Below are 19094 nucleotides of genomic sequence, written 5' to 3'. Positions count from 1 at the left end.
AATAATGCCAGCAGATTTAAATGACTATTTCAATAAAAATAGCAAAAAAAGAGATGATGATAACCAATCAGGGAACAATTTTGAACCACCGCAGTTTTTTAAAGACTTAGGCAAAAAAGCCGGGTTGCTATATCTTCTTATTATAGTTATAGGACTTCTTATCATAGCAAAACCGTTTGTTGTGATAAACTCAGGAGAAGTGGGTATAAAAGCGACGGCCGGAAAGTACGATCCAAAAGCATTGAACCCCGGTCTTCACTTTTTCATCCCTTTTATCCAGGATATCTTTGTAGTCGATACGAGAGTAAGGATCATAAACTATACCAATAATGAGGACTTATCCATAAAAGCTCCAAATTCGGGCATAAAATATAAAAGTGCCATCTCAGTGCTTGATGCAAGGGGACTACCCGTATCTATAGAGTTGACGGTTCAATACAAGCTAAAAGCCGCAAGTGCTCCTCAAACTATCGCAACCTGGGGACTTTCCTGGGAAGACAAGATAGTAAATCCGGTCGTCAGGGATGTAACAAGAAACATAGTAGGAAAATATACCGCCGAAGAACTGCCTGTAAAAAGAAATGAGATAGCAGCCCAGATAACAAGCAGTATAAAAGACAGGATCGATGCACAGCCGGGTCAACCAGTCGAGCTTTTGGCAGTTCAACTTAGAAAGATAGTTCTTCCCCAAAAGATAAAAGATCAAATCCTAAGAGTCCAGATAGCCAAACAACAAGCCCAGCAAGCCAGATATGAAGTGGAAAAAGCAAAACAAACTGCTCAAAAAAATGCCGCTTTGGCTCAGGGTGATGCAAATGCCAGAAAGATTCGAGCCCAAGGTCAGGCGGATGCTGTCAAGATAGAAGCAGATGCCCAGTCATATGCCAATGAAAGACTAGGCAAAAGTGTCACGCCAAATCTCTTGAAACTTCGCCAGCTCGATGTTCAGGGTAAATTCAACGAGGCTCTAAAATCCAATAAAGATGCCAAGATATTCTTGACTCCTGGAGGAGTGGTACCAAATATATGGTTAGACAGCAAGAACAAACAGAGGAGTTCTTCAGTTGGAAATAAATGAGATAGAAGAAATCGCAAACAGGGTTGATTGGGAGAAGTCCCCTCTCATCCCTGCTATCGCCCAGGATGTAAAAACCAAAAAAGTCTTGATGCTTGCATACATGGATAAAGTAGCGCTAAAACTTACACTTTCTTCCAAAATTGCCCACTACTTTAGCAGAAGCAAACAACGCATATGGAAAAAAGGTGAAACAAGCGGCAATATCCAAAAAGTGGAAGATATCTTTATAGATTGTGATAACGATACGATACTTTTGACAGTAGAGCAAGTCGGAGGTGCAGCTTGTCACACAGGGAGAGAGAGCTGCTTTTTTACCAAACTCGATACCGCTGAAGTTGTATCTGATATAAAAGAGGATGCTACGACCAACTACAGTGTAGTGGATAAACTCTATCATACCTTGCAAGAGAGAAAAACGGCTGATCCTAAAACTTCCTATACTGCTTCACTTTATAAAAAAGGTGAAAACACAATCCTTAAAAAAGTGGTTGAAGAAGCAGGCGAATTTTGCTTTGCCGTAAAAGATGAAAATCCTGAAGAGATCATATATGAAGCGGCGGATCTTACTTATCATACCCTTGTAGCATTGGCTTACAAAAACATTGATCCAGATAGGATAAAAAACGAATTGAAAAAAAGATTTGACATAAGCGGCATAGAAGAGAAAAAGAGCAGAAAAACATAGGCAAAATTTTGGAATTTATCAAACTGTATCTTCATCATCTAAGTTTGCAAGACTATATAGGACTTGGAGTAGTTGGTGCGGTTTTTCTGCTTTTTTTTATCCTCTCTTTGATACTTCTTTTCAAAAAACCTCTTTTAGGTTTTATACTTATCATTTTTACTTTGATGATACCGCCGGTTGGATTTTATGAAGTTTATACTTTTTTAAATAAAACTCTAAGAAAAAGCGAATTGGCTATCAAAGAAACCAAGCCTTTGCACTTTTCCAATTCTCTTTTGATAAAAGCGAATATAAAAAATCTTTCTAAAATCGACTTTAACGTATGTTACATACAGTTGAATATTATCAAAAAAAGTCCTTCAAAGATCAAAAAACTGATATACGGATTAAAGCCATTGGCGGTAAAGTCGATATACATATATGACCATATACCAAAAAACAGCTCGGAGGAACTAAAAAAGATACTAGATAATACGATATATACAAAAGATGATGAGCTTACTGCCAAGATGGATTGCTATTAAAGGATAAAAATGACATATTTTACTATTTTGCATTGGATAACACTTTGTGTCTTTTTACTGCTTTTTATCTTGCTTGTCATAGTTTCCAAAAAGGAGACAAATCCTAAAATATTCTGGTCTATGGTATTCTCATCATTTTTGGTTACAAGTATGCTTGCACTTTTTTCAATGTTTGTACTTGATAAATATACAAAAAAAGGTAAACTTGTAAATATCACTCACAAAAGAGTACTTTTAAATGAAACGATCATGTTCTTCGGACAGGTACAAAATGTAGGCAGATTTAAAATCGGACACTGTAAACTCGAAGTAAAGATAGTGAACAATGCACTCAATGTCAACAATTTATCCGGCAAAACCTTCTATGCTCCAAGATCCGGGTTAAGTTCACTCTTTTCAAGTAAAAACGAAAGACCATCGACCATCATAAAAGATTTTACCATAGCAAAAAATTTAAAACCGGGCGAAATCAAAAACTTCAGTGCTACCATGCCTTATCCGCCTTACTTCCAAAAAGCGGATATAAGATATAAGCTATACTGTCACTAAATATCTACGACAATAAAAGAAAAATTTTCTCTTGTATCTCTTTTATCATGTTGTCAGTTGCTTTACACATGAAAGATATTTCTCTTTTTGCAAAATCCAAACTTTTTATCTGATCAGATAGTATGACGCCCTTTATAGGTAGTTTTTTATCAAGCTTTACTTCAAATGGATAATTTTTTATCTTTGAAGTTATTGGGAAACATATACATAAAGAAGTTTTTTCATTATACAACTTGGGAGAGATAACTATCGCGGGCCTTTTTCCTCTTTGTTCTCTTCCTGTTTGAGGATTGAAATCTAACCAAACGATGTCACCTTTATCTGGGATATATCTACCACTCCTCATAGCCTACACTTGTGCCGCTATCTATCTCTTTATGGATATTTTCACTATTTATTTTAGATATTAAATCTTTTAACGAAAGTTTCTTTTTAGGTTTGATAGTCAAAACTTTACCTTTGATTTCCATCTCCATTTCACAATTATCTGAAATATCCAATGTCTTTGCTATATCTTTAGGGATTCTAATCGCCAAAGAGTTTCCCCATTTTTTTGTAACAGCAATCATGCTATCTCCTGTTTTGTTGTTTATACAAAATGATACATCAAATCATTGAATATGTCAAGTAATAAAATAATTTCCGTCAAAGCTGACTAGCGAGTAGTTTCTGTCATATCCTATGGCTTCTTTCAAGGCTTCTATACTTAAAAATGTCAAGCTGTCCGCCCCCATATAGTCTCTTATCTCTTCTTTGGATTTATTTGCACTCATCAGCTCATCAAAACTTGGGGTATCTATACCGTATCTGCAAGGGTATTTTATCTCGGGAGCCGCTATCATCATATGAACCTCTTTGGCTCCTGATTCTCTAAGCATTTTAACAATTTGCTTTGATGTTGTTCCTCTGACAAGTGAATCATCCAAAACTATGACTCTTTTACCGTTTATCTTCTCTTTTATGGGAGAGAGCTTAAGTTTTACTTTCATATCCCTTAGCTCCTGAGTCGGCTCTATGAAAGTCCTTCCCACATAGTGGTTTCTTACAATTGCCAATTCAAAAGGAATTCCACTCTTTTTAGAATACCCTAAAGCCGCAGCTACTCCACTGTCAGGAACAGGAACAACCATATCGGCTTCTATATGTTTTGCTTCATTTGCCAAAGCCCAGCCGATCCTTCCTCTTACTTTGTAAACACTTTTGCCGTCTATGACACTGTCAGGTCTTGCAAAGTATATATACTCGAAAGCACACGGTCTGTAATCACTCTCATACAGTTGAACGGATTTCATCTCTTCAGGCAACTCTTTGTCAAATATAAGCATTTCTCCCGGTCTTATATCCCTTATGAACTTAGCCTTCACAAGATCGAAAGCACATGTTTCACTAGCTACGATATAACCTCCGCTTTCAAGCCTGCCAAGAGACAAAGGTCTTACTCCGTACCTATCTCTTATAACGAACATTTTGGTCCTGCTTTGTATGATCAAGCAGTAAGCTCCTTTGACTTTTTCAAGAGCTTCAATGATCCTGTCTTTTAAATGCTTTTCCTGGCTTCTTGCTATGAGATGAACGACATTTTCAGTATCCATGGAGGTTGCAAATATAGCACCCTCTTTTATAAGTTCGTCTCTTACCTCTTTTTTATTGGTCAAGTTACCATTGTGCACTATGGAAATTTCACCCAAAGAGTATCTCGCAAATATAGGCTGAGCATCCAGTATGGAGTCGTGACCGGCAGTGGAGTATCTGTTGTGACCTATAGCCATATCACCTTTTAGTATATCTAGTGAATCATTGTCAAATACTTCGGTAACCAAACCTCTGCTTTTTATGGTTTTTATGCGTTTCCCGTCACTTGCACTTATACCCGTAGCTTCCTGTCCACGGTGTTGCATGGCAAAAAGTGCATAGTAAGCTATCTTGGAAGCATTTTCATCACCATATACTCCTACTACCGCACACATTTTACAGTCCTAAACAATCATTTATACTATAAAGCCTTGGCTCTTTACCCACTATCCATTTTGCAGCCCTTATAGCGCCTTTGGCAAATGTATCTCTGCTTGTTGCGGTGTGGTTCAACTTTATAAATTCACCATCGTTGTAGAACCCTACTGTATGACGACCCACTATATCACCGCCTCTTAAAGCCATGATAGCTATCTCATCCTTGCTTCTTTCACCTATGTTGCCGTTTCTACCGCTTACTCTCACTTCATCAAGTATCAAACCTCTGGCACTTGCTACACTTTCACCCAAAGTCAAAGCCGTACCACTTGGTGCATCTTTTTTATATCTGTGATGCATTTCAACTATCTCGATATCAAAATCACTAAGAGCTTCAGAAGCCAGATAAGCAAGCTTGTTAAGTACCGCTACTCCCAAAGACATGTTGGTAGAGTAAAGAACGGGTGCTATTTTACTAAGCTCTTTTATAAGATTGTGTTGATGTGGGTTAAGTCCTGTAGTACCTATGACTAGCGGTTTTGGCACTTCATTTATAGCACACTCCAAAAGTGACTGTGTGCCAACTGGAAGTGTAAAGTCTATAACGACATCTGAGTTTTCAAGAAGAGTTTTTGTATCATTTGTTATAAGTACACCTTTAGGTACTTCAAAACTGAACTCTTCAATGGCATGTAAAACAGATATCTCCACTTTATCATCATTTTTCAAATTTTCTATCAAGAGTCTTCCAACCCTTCCGGTTGATCCGTGAATTCCTACTTTTATCAATTTATTCTCCTAAAGCATCTACATAAGGTATGGCACTTAGTGCGGCCGTAGCTCCGTCTCCGGCAGCACAAACTACTTGTTTTGGAGCTTCTATCCTGATATCTCCTGCCGCAAAAAGACCCGGAGTCGATGTTTTCATCCTAAGATCTACTATCACTTCACCATATTCGTTTACATCACAAAGATAACTTCCGTCACTTTGTTTAAGTACGGAGTTGTTGACATTCATACCGACAAATACAAAAATCCCGGGAACTTTCAAGTCTCTTTCATTCCCTTCTTTGTCAACTGTCAAAACTCCCTCTACGCCCATAGCGTTTCCATATACTTTTTTAATCCCGGAATTTAAAACCAACTCTATGTTGTCACTCTCTTTTACTCTTTTTACTGTTGCGGGACTGGCTCTAAAGGCATCACGTCTGTGTATCAGATAAACTTTCGAGCAAATCTTGGATAGATACAAAGCCTCTTCCAAAGCGGTATCTCCACCGCCAAGAACTGCCACTTCCCTGCCTTTGTAAAAAAATCCGTCACATGTCGCGCAAGTACTCACGCCTTTGCCAAAAAATTCATCCTCACCTTCAAAACCTGCTCTTCTTGGAGTACTTCCGGTGCAGACTATAACACTTTTGGCATCTACTTCTTCGCCACCTGCGATATAGACTTTGAAAGTTTTATCATCATTTAGTGAAACTCTTGTCACCTCTTTCATCTCATGCTTCAAGCCAAATCTCATACACTGCTTGGGCCAACTCTCCATAAGCTCCATACCTGTAACCACTTCAGAAATCCCGGGATAATTTTCTATCTCACTGCTTTGGGTGATTTGACCTCCGGGTAAGCCTTTTTCATACATTACTACATTTTCCAATCCGCCTCTTGTGGCATAAAGACCGGCTGTAAGTCCTGCAGGACCTCCGCCTATGATCGCTAAATCCAACATTTTATATCCTTTTTAGTTAACAGCTTCAACCATGCTGTTTTGTTTGTATTTGTTATTTTTAACCTTTTTTATAAAAAAGGCTGATGGTATGGTGTATATATTAAATCTTTGTATAAAAGCGATAAGTGTATTGATACCACTTGTCAAATATATCACATTTTTACTGTTTTTAAATCTTTTTTGGTAAATATCTATGGCTAAAATCTTTGCTTTATTTTTTATTTTTTTTATAATTTTATCGGGATTATCTTTGTGGGAACTAAATATGATGACTACATAATTTTCTTGGGTAGGTTTAAATATATCTTTTTTTTCATAAAAAATCCATTTGTCAAAATCGATAAATTTAAACTCCGCAAATTTATAGTTAAAGTACGCATACGCACTTGCTATCATCAATGCACCGAAAAACGATGCAAAGAGATAGTTAAGGGAGAAAATCTTTCTCCCTTTTTTAAAGCCCATTATGCTAAAAGGGCGTCCAACTTTTCAGCGATTACCTGCTTGCCTGCAGCTCCTACCATCTGGTCAGCCAAATGACCGTCTTTGAAAAATAAAATAGTAGGTATACTTCTGATACCGTACTGTATAGCTATATCTTGCTCTTCGTCGGTATTGACTTTGCAGACTTTAGCTTTTCCCTCATAATCGTTTGCCAACTCTTCGATAACCGGAGCTATCATTCTACAAGGTCCGCACCAAGGTGCCCAAAAATCAACCAACGCTACACCCTCTTTTATAGTATCGTTAAAATTAGATGCGTTAAGTTCCAAATATTTTCCCATTATAATCTCCTTAAAATTTTAAGTGTTCATACACTTTGAAGTGATATTATACTATCTTTTCTTTAAAAGGCAATTATGCTTTTGCAATAATATATCACATAAAGAGTTATAGATAAAACATTGCTGAAATTATTTAATGTTTATTTAATACTGTTGATTATATAATGTTATAGTATCTGGTTTAACTTTGCTTAGCAACTTAGTATAAATCATATGTAAAAATAGGAATCATCATGAAAAAGACTATAAACGGAGGGGTCTTTTTTCTGCTCTTTTTTTTCATTTTTTCTAACCAATACCTCTATGCAAAAAAAACCGTATATGCAGGACTTTACGAAAACCCTCCTCTTTCATACATGGATAAAAAGGGTTATGCCGACGGACTGTTTCCAAATATTTTAAATATCATAGCTGATAACAACGACCTTCATATCGTTTATAAAAAATGCCAATGGAAACAGTGCCTGCAAATGCTCTCAAGCGGAACTATCGATATACTTTCTCCTATAGCAAAAACGAAATCAAGAGAAAAAGAGTATCTTTTTTCCAGTGAGACCATACTTACAAATTACGGCACCATATATACCGGTAAAAAAGAAAAGATAAATTTTTGGACTGATTTGAACGATAAGAAGATCGGACTTTTAAAAGGCGATATTCATGCGGATATATTTATGGAAAATATAAAAAATTTCAAAATAAACGCTTCTATCTTTTACTATGACAGTTATAAAAAACTTTTTAATGAACTTCATCAAAAAAAACTCAATGCCATAGTTGCAAACAGTGTCATATTTTTAAATTATCTGCAAAAATTTCCTGATATTAAAAAAACAGATATCTTCATAGATGAAATACCTGTAACCTTCGCTTTCAACAAAAATGATAAAGAGTTAAAAAATATGACAGATAATGCTTTGAAAAATTACAAGATAGATGTGGATTCGAAGTATTATAAGCTTTTGCACAGGTACCTGGATATAAAAGTCCAAAAAAACAGATATTTGAAATACACGCTTATAGCTCTTTTGACTCTTGCGGGTTTGATTCTGCTACTTTTGTTTATCAATCTGATCCTGCACAACATGGTCAAAAAAGCTACATCCGTCATAGAGGAAAAATACCAAAAAGAGTTATATTTAAACAAGATCATCAATACTGTAAAAAATGTCAATCAGGTTCTACTAGAAGGTACCGACATAGAAGATAAGCTTGGCAAAGTATGTGAAAAGATCACTGAAGAGAATCTGTATGAAATGGCCTGCATAGCTATAGCAAAAAAAGATAAGTTGGATATAGTTTCCCATTCCAAAAAGTTTTCGCAAAATAAGATATCGCTTGATATGAAAAGCCCCAAAGCAAACCATATCATCGAAACACTCAAAAATGATATGACAACAGTAGCTAAATTTTCAGAAAAAGACTGCTTTTTTAAAGATCGCATGGATACTAAAAACTTGACTTATATCCTTGCCACTCCTATAAAATGCGAAGATAAAAAAGAACCCTATGGTATTATAATGGTTCACACTACTAAAAAATACGGCTTTAGAAAAAAAGAGATAAGCCTTATAGAAGAGTTGGCAGGAGATGTTTCGCTTTGTTTGAAAGTGGAATATTTAAAAGAGACAAATCTTCAGTTTCTTACCGACAGGATAAAAAACTATAAAGAGATGGTATTTGCACTCAATAAAGCTATAGAAGCAAGAGACCCTTATACCGCCGGTCACAACAGCAGAGTCAGCGAATATGCTACTCTTATAGCAAAACAGATGGGATTATCCGATAAAGATATAGAAGATCTTCAAAAAGCAGGTGAACTGCACGATATAGGCAAGATCGAAACACCTGATAGTATCCTTTTGAAGCCTGGAAAACTAAACGGCTTCGAATATGATATCATAAAGATGCATCCTAAAAAAGGGTATGAAATCCTCTCGAAAATGACATTCCTAAAAGATGTATCTGAAATCATTTTGTACCATCATGAGAGATATGACGGAAGTGGTTATCCTTTTGGATTGAAAAAAGAAAAGATACCTCTTTTATCCCAAATACTCTCCATAGCCGATACATTTGATGCCATGACGACAAACAGGATATACAAGCCTGCAAAAAACAAATCCGATGCTCTTAAAGAGATAGAATCGCTAAGCGGTATCTGGTTTGACAAAAATCTGGTGGATCATACTCTAAAAGCTTTAAAAGATATAGATATCAAAGATAGTGCTGTTTTTGAGCAAACTCCAAAAGATCCGCTTTTAGATGCTAGATTTGCATATTTTTTCAAAGATCACTTGACAGAATGCTACAATGTAGATTATCTTAAGCATTTATATATCATTGAGGATATATACAACTTTGATTATATATACACATTTGCCATCAATAACTTTACAAATTTCAACAAAAACCACTCTTGGGAAAAAGGAGATGAACTCCTCATAGAAATCTCCAAAGCACTCCAAGAAAATTCTAAAACTTCGAAAGTCTTCAGGGTAAAAGGTGATGATTTTATCATCATTTCAAAAAAAGAGCTTGATATAAACGGTACTCTTTTGGATATATTTAAAAGACATGATATCATCACTTATCGTACCAACACTTACACAATAGATGAGATAAATACACTGGAAAAATTAAAAGAGTTGATAAGAGAGATATAACATGGCTCTTGAACTTTCCGCTTTTTTAAAAAATGATATAAAAAACCTGCTTCAGAAGAAACAGGCTTCAGGGAAGATGGCAAATAAACTCTTAAAAGATATATCAAAAGAGTTGGATGATTTAAAATCCCTCATAGAAAGTTTACCTAAAAACAAAGCACTCCCTAAAGATATAACCACTCAACTAATCCATCTAAAGCCGACATTTGCAAACATATCAAAACTGGATATGCTGCTGGATGATCTCTTAAAGTCACTACCGCAAGAAGAAAAAACCACAAAAGAGATGAAATCCCTCATCAAAAAGATACAAATCCGATTAAAAAATATAATGACTTCCAAAATGATACTCGAGATGACAAATGATGTAAAGGAAAGTTTGCATCTTTTGGCAAAAAAGCATGAAAACACTCCGAAGCTAAAAAATCTCATAAAAAGTTTAAATGATTTTTCAAAAGCTGTTTCCAAAGAAAGTGATACTGAAACATTAAAGCCACTCTTTAAAGAGTTGACACAAAAATTATTTGACATAAAAGATATGCTTTCAAACGAACTCCCTAAAAAAGATATGGCTTTACTGCAAAAAAATATCGATACTATATCTTCCCTGCTTGGTATAAAAAACGAAATACCAAAAGAGATAAAGCACTTCGATACTATCATAAAAGAGACACTCCTAAGCCACAAAGCCGGCAGTATAAAACTTTTAAACAAAAAAACAATGATAAAGAACATAGGCAATATCACAAAAAATATAAATGAAATATCAAAAATGCTTCCAAACGATGAAAAAATCCTACCGCTAAAAAAAGGATTGGAACACTTTATAAAAGATATAAAGCATATCGATTTGAAGCAAAATATAAAAAACAGCGGTGTATTTTTAGAATCAAAACTTCATGACCTCTCTCAAGGCGGTAATTTACCTGATAAGTTGAAAAATGAAGATATAAAAGCCATACTTTTAAAGATAAAAAACAGCGATACCCTGAAAAACAACCAATCCCTGCAATCAACCGTCGATAAAACACTAACCCAGATACATGCCGTTCAAACAAATGCCTATATATCCCAGACTTTTTTATCATATATCCCCTTTTCGTGGGATGAGTTAAAAGATGGTACACTCTCTATGGCAAAACTACAAGAAAAAGAGGCATTTAACTGCAAGATTGAACTTGTTTTAGAACACTACGGCAAAGTCGATATACTCATGCTTTTTCACAAAGATAAACTCTCATTAAAAATGGATATAATAGATGATGCTCTTAAAAAAAAGCTGAAAAAACATGGGGTTGAACTTGAAAACGAACTAAAAGATTTGGGCTATGAAACAAATATCTTCTTTTCAAATTTATCCAAAAAAGGATATGATACACAAGAGATGGACAAAACCCAAATGGGCGTGGATATAAAAACATGAAGAAACTAAAAAAGGCTGTCGCTTTAAAGTATAACATAAAAAAGCAAAAGGCACCTACGGTTGCCGCGAAAGGAAAAGGAGAGACAGCAAAGAAGATCATAAAATTGGCAAATGAAAATGATATACCCATAAAAGAGGATAAAGACCTAGTTGAAATGCTAAGCAAGATAGAGTTGAACAAAGAAATCCCTCCAAATCTCTATCAAGCGGTTGCGGAGGTTTTTTCTTTTATCTACAAATACTCTAAAAAAGAGTGATATTTTCCAAAAATTCTATCTCTTTTCCTTGTATGATAACAGCATCGACACTAAAAGATAGATTCAATTTATTTTTCAGTATATAGTAATTTATGGTTTTTATCATTTTATCCAATTTTTTTGGGGTTATGGCATATATAGGGTCAAAATTTTTGCCATATTTTACTTCGACAAAATGTAAAATTTTATCCTTTTTAGCGATGATATCAATCTCACCAAATCTTGAGTAAAAATTCCTATCAATTATCTCATATCCCAAATCTTGAAGATATCTTGCCGCCCTATCTTCAGCAATATTCCCAACTTCCCTACTCATTCACCCATCACTCATCTGCCCATTCACCCATATACCCGCTCAACATCCACTTTAACCGATTTGAACCTTGCTGTTTTTGTCAGTTCATCACTCTCATCTCCAAAAAGATAATTTATATGGCTTTTGGCATGATGAAATGAGCAAAAGAGAGTTCCTCTTTTTAATTTTTTGGTTATTTTAACTTTCAAAGGTGTACTTTGACCGTATTTTGATGACAATACCACTTTTTTGGCATCTTTGAAGTACTTTTCATCTTCTATACTGACATGAAGTACATCTTCACTGTGTCTTTTTAAAAGTGTAGGGGATTTTAGAGTTTGTGCTGCATTATTGTAGTGGGCTATGACTCTTCCCGTGGTTAGATAAAACCCGCTTGATTTTTTCCTGTACAACTCTTCAACCATTCCTCTAAGAAAATAGCGCCTGTAGCTCAAATGTGCTTTTTTATCATCCATTCTAAATCCATCGAGATGAAGCCTTGGAGTATCATTTTTACTTACCGGCCACTGCAAACCTTCAAGCTTTTTCTTTTTGAGTTTTTCATAACTTGCTCCATTAAATCTCTCTTTTGCTACACTTCTAACTTCATCCCATATCTCATTTGCATTGTGATAACCAAAATCTTCACCAAACTCTTTTGCAATACCTCTTAACACTTCCCAGTCATCAGGCAAATCATTCTCAACCAAAGCGGATGAAAGATGAAGTCTTCTCTCGGCATTTATATAAACTCCCTCTTTTTCATAAGCACTTTTTACACCGTAGATGATATCAGCATATTTGGTGATTTCAACATCAAAAAGCTCCATCACTATAATTAGATCAAGCTTTGAAAGAGCATCTTTTATCTTGTTTTGATTGGCATGTATGTGAGCTATATCTTCTCCCATATTTAGTAGTGCTTTTATCCCCCCGCTTATCATCTCATCTATGAGATCGGGGGTCTTTTTGCCTTCTCTATCAGGGGTCTTATAATCAGGTAAAAAGTATGGTAAGCACCCCATATCGCAAACTCCCTGGACATTGTTCTGTCCTCTTAAAGGCATAAGCCCGACTCCTTTTGCCGCTATATTACCGGTAATTACTGCAAGGTTACACAATGCTTCAACTGCATAAGAGCCGTCTATATGTTCAGTGATGCCAAGACCCCACATTATAACGGATCTGTTTTTGGCATACTCTCTTGCAACTTTTTTTATAGTTTCACTTAAATGCTCATACCCTTTGATATTTAAAAAAAAGTCAGGATTTGCATAAGCATCATTTAGAATGGACTTTTTATACTCTTCAAACCCACTTACTCTTTTTTGGATAAATTCCTTGTCTTCAAGCCCCTCTTTGAGTATGACATAACTTAGCATATTTAAAACCATAAGATTACTCTCAAAAGGGATAGTGACATCATAGGTTGCACTTGCACTTATATGAGTTTCTCTTACATCGAAAACTGCTACTTTTTTACCGTTTTTTAGAGCATTTGTCACTCTTGTAGCTGCTATGGGGTGGGCTTCTGTGGTATTTGAGCCAAATATCATGATAAAATCGGCTTCTTCTATATCATCGAACGGATTGGTCGCAGCTCCTTCACCTATAACTTTTCTCATCCCCTTAAGACTGGGTGCATGACAAACCCTGGCACAGTTATCTATATGGGGACTAAGCATTACTTCTCTTATAAATTTTTGAAAAAGATAGCCACTCTCACAACTGCTTCTTGCTCCTCCGATACCTGCTACGGCATCGCTTCCATGCATATCCCTGATACGCCCGAGCTTCCATGCTGTTATCTTGTAAGCCAATTCTAAAGTAGGATATATGAACTCATCATCTTCTTTTATAGGATTTTTTAGAGCCTCTTTTATCTCCTTGGGAAAGTAAAGTTCATTTTTATAGATAAATCTTTTTCTTATCTTTACTTTTGGAAGTCTCTTCTTAGAGTGAACAAAATCCCATCCCGTTTTACCCTTGATGCAGAGTTTCCCCCTGCTTACCAAAGACTCTTTTTTGGCATATATCTTTTGGATTTGATTATCTTTTATGACTCCTGTTATCTCACACCCTACCCCACAGTAGGTACAAACAGAATCTACCTCTTTTGTGCTCAATCTTCTATCCTGATCATTGCGGGTCTTTCTTTTACAAAGTCAAGTGTTTCTATCTCTTTTAAAGCCTCTTTTATCTTTGCTTCTTGACATTTGTGTGTTGAAAAAAGAAGTGTGGTTCTATCCCTATTTTTAGATGATTTTTGTAAAAAACTGTCTATGGATATACTATGGTTTGCAAAAGCTGAAGAGATATGACTTAAAACCCCTACTTCATCTATCACGCTCATTCGAACATAATATTCACTCTCTATGTCATCCCTGTCAACCAAAACCAAGTCATCAAAGCTGATGAGCTTTTTAAATCCAAGCATAGGTGAAGCATCCCCACGAGCGATAGATATGATATCACTTACTACCGCACTAGCAGTAGCATCTCCACCCGCACCGGCTCCATAGTAGAGTGTTTCTCCCACAAAATCACCAACCACACTAATGCCATTCATAACACCATCCACTTTTGCTATCATTTGCTCTTTTTTTATAAGTGCGGGGTGAACTCTAAGTTCTACTTTTCCTTTGGATTTTTTGGCGATGGCTAAAAGCTTGATGTTGTAGTCAAACTCTTTTGCAAAAAAGATATCCTCTTTTGTTATACCTTCTATGCCTTCTATGAGTATATCCTCAGGCTTGGCATCGATCCCGTAAGCTATGGATGCAAGTATCAAAAGCTTGTGGCTTGCATCGAACCCTCCTATGTCAAAAGTAGGATCGGCTTCGGCATATCCAAGTTCCTGAGCCTCTTTTAAAACTTCATCGAAACTCACACCCTCTTCTATCATTTTAGTAAGCATATAGTTACAAGTTCCGTTTAGTATGCCTTTGATGGATAGTATTCTGTTCGCACTAAGCCCTTCCCTTAAGGCTTTTATGATGGGAATCCCTCCAGCCACACTCGCTTCAAAACCAAAACCTTTACCGTTTGCCAACTCTTGAAGTTCATACCTGTGATATGCAAGAAGCGCTTTGTTTGCAGTTACTACCGACTTTCCTTTTGAAAGAGCTTTTTTTACTATCTCATAAGCCTTTTCAACCCCGCCTATGAGCTCCACTACCATATCTATACTATCATCTTCAAGTATATCATCCACATCGTCACTTAAAACGATATCCAAATCCCGATGTTTTTCAAGATTTCTTGCTACGCCGATAGCCGGTACTATCTTAACGCCGGCTCTAGCACTTATAATATCCGCATTTTCCTGTAAAATCTTCACTACACTGCTTCCAACAGTACCAAGCCCTACTATGCCTACTTTCAACATTACTTTTTACCCTCTTTGTTTCTTAAATATTGTTTGATATTTCTTGCGGCCTGCCTTATACGGTTGTGATTTTCTATAAGCGCGATTCGCACATACTCATCCCCGTGCTCTCCAAAACCGATACCCGGGCTTACGGCTACTTTGGCTTCTTGTAAAAGCTGTTTTGAAAACTCCATACTTCCCAAATGTCTTAATTTTTCAGGGATTCTAGCCCAAACGAACATGGTTGCACTTGGTTTTTCTATCTTCCACCCCGCATTTTCAAAACTTTGTAAAAGTACATCTCTTCTTCCTTTATAGATTTGAATTATCTCTTTTACACAGTCTTGAGGACCGTTTAGTGCCACGGTAGCTGCAACTTGTATGGGAGTGAACATACCATAATCAAACCAGCTTTTTATCTTTTGAAGAGCACCTATGAGTTTTGGATTACCCACTACAAAACCTACTCTCCATCCTGCCATATTATAACTTTTGCTGAGTGTAAAACTCTCAACCGCCACATCTTTTGCACCCTCAACTTCAAAGATGGAAGGTGTTTTATAACCATCAAATGTCAAATCCGCATAAGCTATATCACTAAGTATGTAAAATCTCTCTTTTTTGGCAAGTTCCACCAATCTTTCGTAAAAATCTTTCTTAACGGTTACAGTGGTAGGATTGTGAGGAAAATTTACTACCAAAAACTTTGGTTTTGGCATAGACTCTTCGATGGAATTTTTAAGACTTTCAAAAAATTTGTCATAATCAAGTTCATATTTTTCATTGTAGAAAAAGGGCATCTTTACCACATTCCCACCCGCTATGATAAAAGCATGAGTATGTATGGGATAAGCAGGCTCCGGAACTATGGCAACGTCTCCCGGGTTTGTGATAGCTTGAACAAGGTGGACATATCCCTCTTTGCTACCCATTGTAGCAACTGCCTCTTTTTCGGGGTCAAGTATGACGCCGTACTTTCTTTCATACCAGTCGGTTATGGCAAGTCTTAGTTTATAGATACCTTTACTTACTGAGTATCCGTAGTTTTTTGGTTTTTGTGCCGCTTCAACTAATTTTTCCACTATATGAGGAGGGGTCGGGCCGTCTGGATTGCCCATGGAAAAGTCTATGATATCCTCTCCCGCTCTTCTTGCCTTCATCTTTATCTCATTTATCTCGGCAAACACATAATTTGGTAGTCTGTTTATAGCATTAAATTGAATCTCTTGAAACATTTTATATCCTTATTTAGGGCATCTCTAAAAACCCTATGCACCAATATAGGGTTTTTAGAGATGCCCTTTAGTATATATCTTAAGTCCTGAACGGATATTGCTTATGGTATATTTGTCATCTATCATGATATACTTGGAATCTTCAGGTATATCAAGCTCCAAATTTTTAGCGACCTCATCACTTGAGTAAACAGAAAGTATATCGAGGTTACTGTCAAAAAAAGCGATATACGGATGCCATCTGTTTAACGGATAACTTTTGATATTGATGGTTTTTGGCATATCCAAAAGAGTAAGCCAGTATCTTTTTATAGGTTTTTTAAGCCTGTAACTTACCATAGAGTTTACTTCTTTGGATAAAAGCTTCGCATTGGAAGAAGATATAAAGTAACTCCAGTTGGTTTTGCTTTTTTTCACTATATCGACTATAGAGCATCCATATTTTTTCAATTCGTTTGAAAGCACTACGGGGTCGACAAGATATTCGCTGTTCATCTGTATGGTCCACGAAAAACCGTCACTGTTTTTAAGCGCTTTTTTTGTGATATAAAAGTTGAAACCCATAGAGTTCAGCGTGGTATTTAGGATTTTTAAAAAAAGCAGCGGATTGCCTTTTGTCGTAAAAGTGATACTCACACTGTTTACACTTTTCAAGTCAAGCCTCATAAAACCGTTTTTTTTCAAAACTTTTAAAAGTTTTACGACATCAACTTTTTTATCACCCAAATAGTACTGTTTCTTATCACCTAAAAGAATGCTTATGATCTTTTGGCTACCGAGATACTCTTTTTCCCCTATAAAACTTTTTATCTTGTCATCGATCATATCGCCAAAGAGTATGCAAGTAAAAAGAAAAAAAGATATAACGATCCTTACCAATACTTACCTCTGTTCAGTTTTATAAACTCTTTTCTGTCGATTTGAGAAAGATTGCCGTCTTTTACAAGAAATCTTATAGGGTTTTTTGTATTGAATTCCAAAACTTTATCTTTGAAAAATGCTTTAAACTCTCCATGACCGGTCGCAACTATGAAATTGTGACTTTTTTTTATCGTTATATTTGTATCTTTTAGGTATGATTTTTTCTTGAAGTTATCAAGATCGACCACGCCAACCCATATCCTGGCCTTTGGAACTATCGTAAAAGTATAGCTTTGGATAGTTGTATTATTATCATTTTTGGTTTGGTTTTGCTCTTTTGCTTTATCTGGCTTGGTAACTGCTTGTTCATTGTTAGTGCTCTCGTTTTTAAGAGGCTCATTCTTGGTGATATTTGTATCTGTTGAAGTTACATTTGCCTCTTTTGTCAAACCCTCTGCACTATTTGTTTCACTACTTGATGGCATGGTGTCTGAGGCATTGCTCTCTTGCTCTTTCTTAGCAGGAAAATAATCCTCTTGTGTGATATTGCTTTCATTGACATCTATACCGGATAAATACTTAGCTTCTTTTACGATTTGGTTCTTTTCTATATTTGCCTCATTTGAAGATGACCGGTAGCCTATATTGAGATATATGATATATATGATCCCTATGGCTATCAAGAGAAGTAGGATAACCGCTACAAATTTTGAAAACAGTTTCACAGGCTGCTTTGGAGGAGGCACAAAGAACTCTTTTGTCTTATCTTTACCGTGCTCTTTCAAATACTCTATAAATTTATCTTTTATATCACTCAAATCAACTTTGTATTCTCTTTCGATGATCTTTATAAATCCTAGTCCTTTGGTCTTACTCAGTTTATCGAACTCTTCGTTTTTGATATAGTTCAAATCTTTTTTGGATATAAGAGTCTTTTTCGAAACTTCTTCCAAGTCAACATTTTTAAAAAATTCAACACTGTCCATTGGCAATCCTGTCACATATGATGGCTGCTGCAGCACTAACATTTAAAGAGTTAAAGTCTCTAACCATATCGATCGTTATCTTTTCATCAAGTTTTGATAAAACTTTTTGTGGTATTCCTTCTCCCTCGTTTCCTAAAAAAACGGCTTTTTTATCAAGAAATTCCACACTTCTTATATCTTTGCCTCCAAAACCGGCTCCGTAAGTTTTATATCCGCTTGTTTTAAGTTCATTTACAAGATCCAAAACATTCGCATACAAAACCATAGGCATGTCAAGCATCGCACCGCTACTACTTCTTATGACCGGCTCCAAAGAAAAGTTTTTTTGAGCGGTAATGATAATCGCATCCACTCCAAAAGCATAAGCGGATCTTACTATGGCACCTATGTTGCCGACATCGGTTATATTGTGCAAAACCAGCAAAAAATCACTTTGGTCTTTTATATCTTTAAAATCGGCAAATTCAATATCTCCGATCTCAAGCAAAAACCCCTGATGATTACCGCCTCTTGCCATGGCCTGAGCTTTTTTGGGGTCAATTTTTACTATCTTTTTACCAAGATTGGAAAATCTGTAAAAAAGTTTTTTATCTATCTCTTTTTGTAGATAAATTGTTTCGATCATTTCAGGAAAATTATCCAAAATGTATAAAGATATCTGCTTACCGTATACTATCATCTAATGATTTTATCAAAAA

General features: G+C 35.9%; 21 protein-coding genes. 7 read left to right on the top strand and 14 right to left on the bottom strand.

Going from position 1 to position 19094, the window contains the following annotated elements; translation table 11 throughout:
- Window positions 1-4 precede the first annotated feature (4 nt).
- From ACZ47B_RS10130 to ACZ47B_RS10115, 4 genes are read left to right on the top strand one after another with little or no spacing between them, the layout of a single operon-like run.
- Entirely contained in the window at window positions 5-1078 is a 1074-nt protein-coding gene (locus tag ACZ47B_RS10130; protein ID WP_464894411.1) for a prohibitin family protein, read from the top strand.
- The gene (hisIE, locus tag ACZ47B_RS10125; protein WP_464895729.1) at window positions 1071-1763 is read left to right on the top strand and encodes a bifunctional phosphoribosyl-AMP cyclohydrolase/phosphoribosyl-ATP diphosphatase HisIE; all 693 of its coding nucleotides are present in this window, start codon (window positions 1071-1073) and stop codon (window positions 1761-1763) included. The genes ACZ47B_RS10130 and hisIE overlap by 8 nt, the downstream gene beginning before the upstream one ends.
- An 8-nt stretch (window positions 1764-1771) precedes the next feature.
- Window positions 1772-2287 (top strand): DUF2393 family protein, encoded by a 516-nt coding sequence (locus tag ACZ47B_RS10120; protein ID WP_464894410.1) that lies wholly within the window; start codon window positions 1772-1774, stop codon window positions 2285-2287.
- A 9-nt stretch (window positions 2288-2296) separates the two neighbouring features.
- Window positions 2297-2836, top strand: a complete 540-nt coding sequence (locus ACZ47B_RS10115; protein ID WP_464894409.1) for a DUF2393 family protein — start codon at window positions 2297-2299, stop codon at window positions 2834-2836.
- Window positions 2837-2840: 4 nt separating this feature from the next.
- Here the strand turns inward: ACZ47B_RS10115 and mazF are convergent, their stop codons facing one another.
- The 7 genes from mazF to trxA all read right to left on the bottom strand — a co-directional run bounded on the left by mazF (window position 2841) and on the right by trxA (window position 7303).
- The gene (mazF, locus tag ACZ47B_RS10110) at window positions 2841-3182 is read right to left on the bottom strand and encodes an endoribonuclease MazF (RefSeq protein WP_464894408.1); all 342 of its coding nucleotides are present in this window, start codon (window positions 3180-3182) and stop codon (window positions 2841-2843) included.
- Window positions 3169-3405 (bottom strand): AbrB/MazE/SpoVT family DNA-binding domain-containing protein, encoded by a 237-nt coding sequence (locus ACZ47B_RS10105; protein WP_464894407.1) that lies wholly within the window; start codon window positions 3403-3405, stop codon window positions 3169-3171. The genes mazF and ACZ47B_RS10105 overlap by 14 nt, the downstream gene beginning before the upstream one ends.
- Window positions 3406-3459: 54 nt before the next feature.
- A complete protein-coding gene (gene purF, locus ACZ47B_RS10100; RefSeq protein ID WP_464894406.1) occupies window positions 3460-4803 on the bottom strand; it encodes an amidophosphoribosyltransferase in 1344 nt (447 codons plus the stop codon).
- 1 nt (window position 4804) lies between these two features.
- Window positions 4805-5575 carry a 4-hydroxy-tetrahydrodipicolinate reductase gene (gene dapB / locus ACZ47B_RS10095; RefSeq protein ID WP_464894405.1) on the bottom strand — a complete coding sequence of 257 codons (771 nt, stop codon included), beginning with the start codon at window positions 5573-5575 and terminating at the stop codon, window positions 4805-4807.
- A gap of 1 nt (window position 5576) precedes the next feature.
- The gene (gene trxB / locus ACZ47B_RS10090) at window positions 5577-6518 is read right to left on the bottom strand and encodes a thioredoxin-disulfide reductase (RefSeq protein WP_464894404.1); all 942 of its coding nucleotides are present in this window, start codon (window positions 6516-6518) and stop codon (window positions 5577-5579) included.
- Window positions 6519-6530: 12 nt separating this feature from the next.
- Window positions 6531-6914 (bottom strand): hypothetical protein, encoded by a 384-nt coding sequence (locus tag ACZ47B_RS10085; protein WP_464894403.1) that lies wholly within the window; start codon window positions 6912-6914, stop codon window positions 6531-6533.
- Window positions 6915-6982: 68 nt separating this feature from the next.
- Complete coding sequence (gene trxA, locus ACZ47B_RS10080; RefSeq protein ID WP_464894402.1) at window positions 6983-7303, bottom strand: thioredoxin; 321 nt, start codon at window positions 7301-7303, stop codon at window positions 6983-6985.
- Window positions 7304-7536: 233 nt separating this feature from the next.
- Here trxA and ACZ47B_RS10075 point away from each other — a divergent pair, with 233 nt between their 5' ends.
- From ACZ47B_RS10075 to ACZ47B_RS10065, 3 genes are read left to right on the top strand one after another with little or no spacing between them, the layout of a single operon-like run.
- The gene (locus ACZ47B_RS10075; RefSeq protein ID WP_464894401.1) at window positions 7537-9969 is read left to right on the top strand and encodes an HD domain-containing phosphohydrolase; all 2433 of its coding nucleotides are present in this window, start codon (window positions 7537-7539) and stop codon (window positions 9967-9969) included.
- A gap of 1 nt (window position 9970) precedes the next feature.
- The gene (locus ACZ47B_RS10070; protein WP_464894400.1) at window positions 9971-11392 is read left to right on the top strand and encodes a hypothetical protein; all 1422 of its coding nucleotides are present in this window, start codon (window positions 9971-9973) and stop codon (window positions 11390-11392) included.
- A complete protein-coding gene (locus tag ACZ47B_RS10065; RefSeq protein WP_464894399.1) occupies window positions 11389-11649 on the top strand; it encodes an EscU/YscU/HrcU family type III secretion system export apparatus switch protein in 261 nt (86 codons plus the stop codon). Before ACZ47B_RS10070 ends, ACZ47B_RS10065 begins: the two co-directional genes overlap by 4 nt.
- On the opposite strand, the gene ACZ47B_RS10060 is transcribed toward ACZ47B_RS10065, so the two are convergent.
- The 7 genes from ACZ47B_RS10060 to rlmB are packed head-to-tail and all read right to left on the bottom strand — an operon-like array spanning window position 11636 to window position 19075.
- Window positions 11636-11965: a YraN family protein gene (locus tag ACZ47B_RS10060; protein WP_464894398.1), complete on the bottom strand. Its 330-nt coding sequence runs from the start codon at window positions 11963-11965 to the stop codon at window positions 11636-11638. The genes ACZ47B_RS10065 and ACZ47B_RS10060 overlap by 14 nt on opposite strands.
- Window positions 11966-11988: 23 nt before the next feature.
- Entirely contained in the window at window positions 11989-14070 is a 2082-nt protein-coding gene (locus ACZ47B_RS10055; RefSeq protein WP_464894397.1) for a molybdopterin oxidoreductase family protein, read from the bottom strand.
- Window positions 14067-15332: a homoserine dehydrogenase gene (locus tag ACZ47B_RS10050; RefSeq protein ID WP_464894396.1), complete on the bottom strand. Its 1266-nt coding sequence runs from the start codon at window positions 15330-15332 to the stop codon at window positions 14067-14069. The genes ACZ47B_RS10055 and ACZ47B_RS10050 overlap by 4 nt, the downstream gene beginning before the upstream one ends.
- Window positions 15332-16549 (bottom strand): LL-diaminopimelate aminotransferase, encoded by a 1218-nt coding sequence (locus ACZ47B_RS10045; protein ID WP_464894395.1) that lies wholly within the window; start codon window positions 16547-16549, stop codon window positions 15332-15334. Before ACZ47B_RS10045 ends, ACZ47B_RS10050 begins: the two co-directional genes overlap by 1 nt.
- Before the next feature lie 54 nt (window positions 16550-16603).
- Entirely contained in the window at window positions 16604-17428 is an 825-nt protein-coding gene (locus ACZ47B_RS10040; RefSeq protein WP_464894394.1) for a hypothetical protein, read from the bottom strand.
- Window positions 17422-18396, bottom strand: coding sequence for a hypothetical protein (locus ACZ47B_RS10035; protein WP_464894393.1), 975 nt, complete (start codon window positions 18394-18396; stop codon window positions 17422-17424). The genes ACZ47B_RS10040 and ACZ47B_RS10035 overlap by 7 nt, the downstream gene beginning before the upstream one ends.
- Window positions 18383-19075 (bottom strand): 23S rRNA (guanosine(2251)-2'-O)-methyltransferase RlmB, encoded by a 693-nt coding sequence (gene rlmB, locus ACZ47B_RS10030; RefSeq protein WP_464894392.1) that lies wholly within the window; start codon window positions 19073-19075, stop codon window positions 18383-18385. Before rlmB ends, ACZ47B_RS10035 begins: the two co-directional genes overlap by 14 nt.
- Window positions 19076-19094: the final 19 nt, after the last annotated feature.

This window comes from Thiofractor thiocamini, assembly GCF_055384375.1.
The sequence above is the reverse complement of the archived record's forward strand: the minus strand, read 5'-3'. Positions and strand labels throughout refer to the sequence as shown.

Coding starts and splice junctions, on each gene's coding strand:
- purF (WP_464894406.1), bottom strand. CDS start 4,803: ATGTGTGCGGTAGTAGGAGTATATGGTGATGAAAATGCTTCCAAGATA.
- ACZ47B_RS10035 (WP_464894393.1), bottom strand. CDS start 18,396: ATGGACAGTGTTGAATTTTTTAAAAATGTTGACTTGGAAGAAGTTTCG.
- rlmB (WP_464894392.1), bottom strand. CDS start 19,075: ATGATAGTATACGGTAAGCAGATATCTTTATACATTTTGGATAATTTT.
- ACZ47B_RS10130 (WP_464894411.1), top strand. CDS start 5: ATGCCAGCAGATTTAAATGACTATTTCAATAAAAATAGCAAAAAAAGA.
- trxA (WP_464894402.1), bottom strand. CDS start 7,303: ATGGGAAAATATTTGGAACTTAACGCATCTAATTTTAACGATACTATA.
- ACZ47B_RS10070 (WP_464894400.1), top strand. CDS start 9,971: ATGGCTCTTGAACTTTCCGCTTTTTTAAAAAATGATATAAAAAACCTG.
- ACZ47B_RS10050 (WP_464894396.1), bottom strand. CDS start 15,332: ATGTTGAAAGTAGGCATAGTAGGGCTTGGTACTGTTGGAAGCAGTGTA.
- ACZ47B_RS10045 (WP_464894395.1), bottom strand. CDS start 16,549: ATGTTTCAAGAGATTCAATTTAATGCTATAAACAGACTACCAAATTAT.
- trxB (WP_464894404.1), bottom strand. CDS start 6,518: ATGTTGGATTTAGCGATCATAGGCGGAGGTCCTGCAGGACTTACAGCC.
- ACZ47B_RS10085 (WP_464894403.1), bottom strand. CDS start 6,914: ATGATAGCAAGTGCGTATGCGTACTTTAACTATAAATTTGCGGAGTTT.
- ACZ47B_RS10065 (WP_464894399.1), top strand. CDS start 11,389: ATGAAGAAACTAAAAAAGGCTGTCGCTTTAAAGTATAACATAAAAAAG.
- ACZ47B_RS10075 (WP_464894401.1), top strand. CDS start 7,537: ATGAAAAAGACTATAAACGGAGGGGTCTTTTTTCTGCTCTTTTTTTTC.
- ACZ47B_RS10105 (WP_464894407.1), bottom strand. CDS start 3,405: ATGATTGCTGTTACAAAAAAATGGGGAAACTCTTTGGCGATTAGAATC.
- ACZ47B_RS10060 (WP_464894398.1), bottom strand. CDS start 11,965: ATGAGTAGGGAAGTTGGGAATATTGCTGAAGATAGGGCGGCAAGATAT.
- mazF (WP_464894408.1), bottom strand. CDS start 3,182: ATGAGGAGTGGTAGATATATCCCAGATAAAGGTGACATCGTTTGGTTA.
- ACZ47B_RS10115 (WP_464894409.1), top strand. CDS start 2,297: ATGACATATTTTACTATTTTGCATTGGATAACACTTTGTGTCTTTTTA.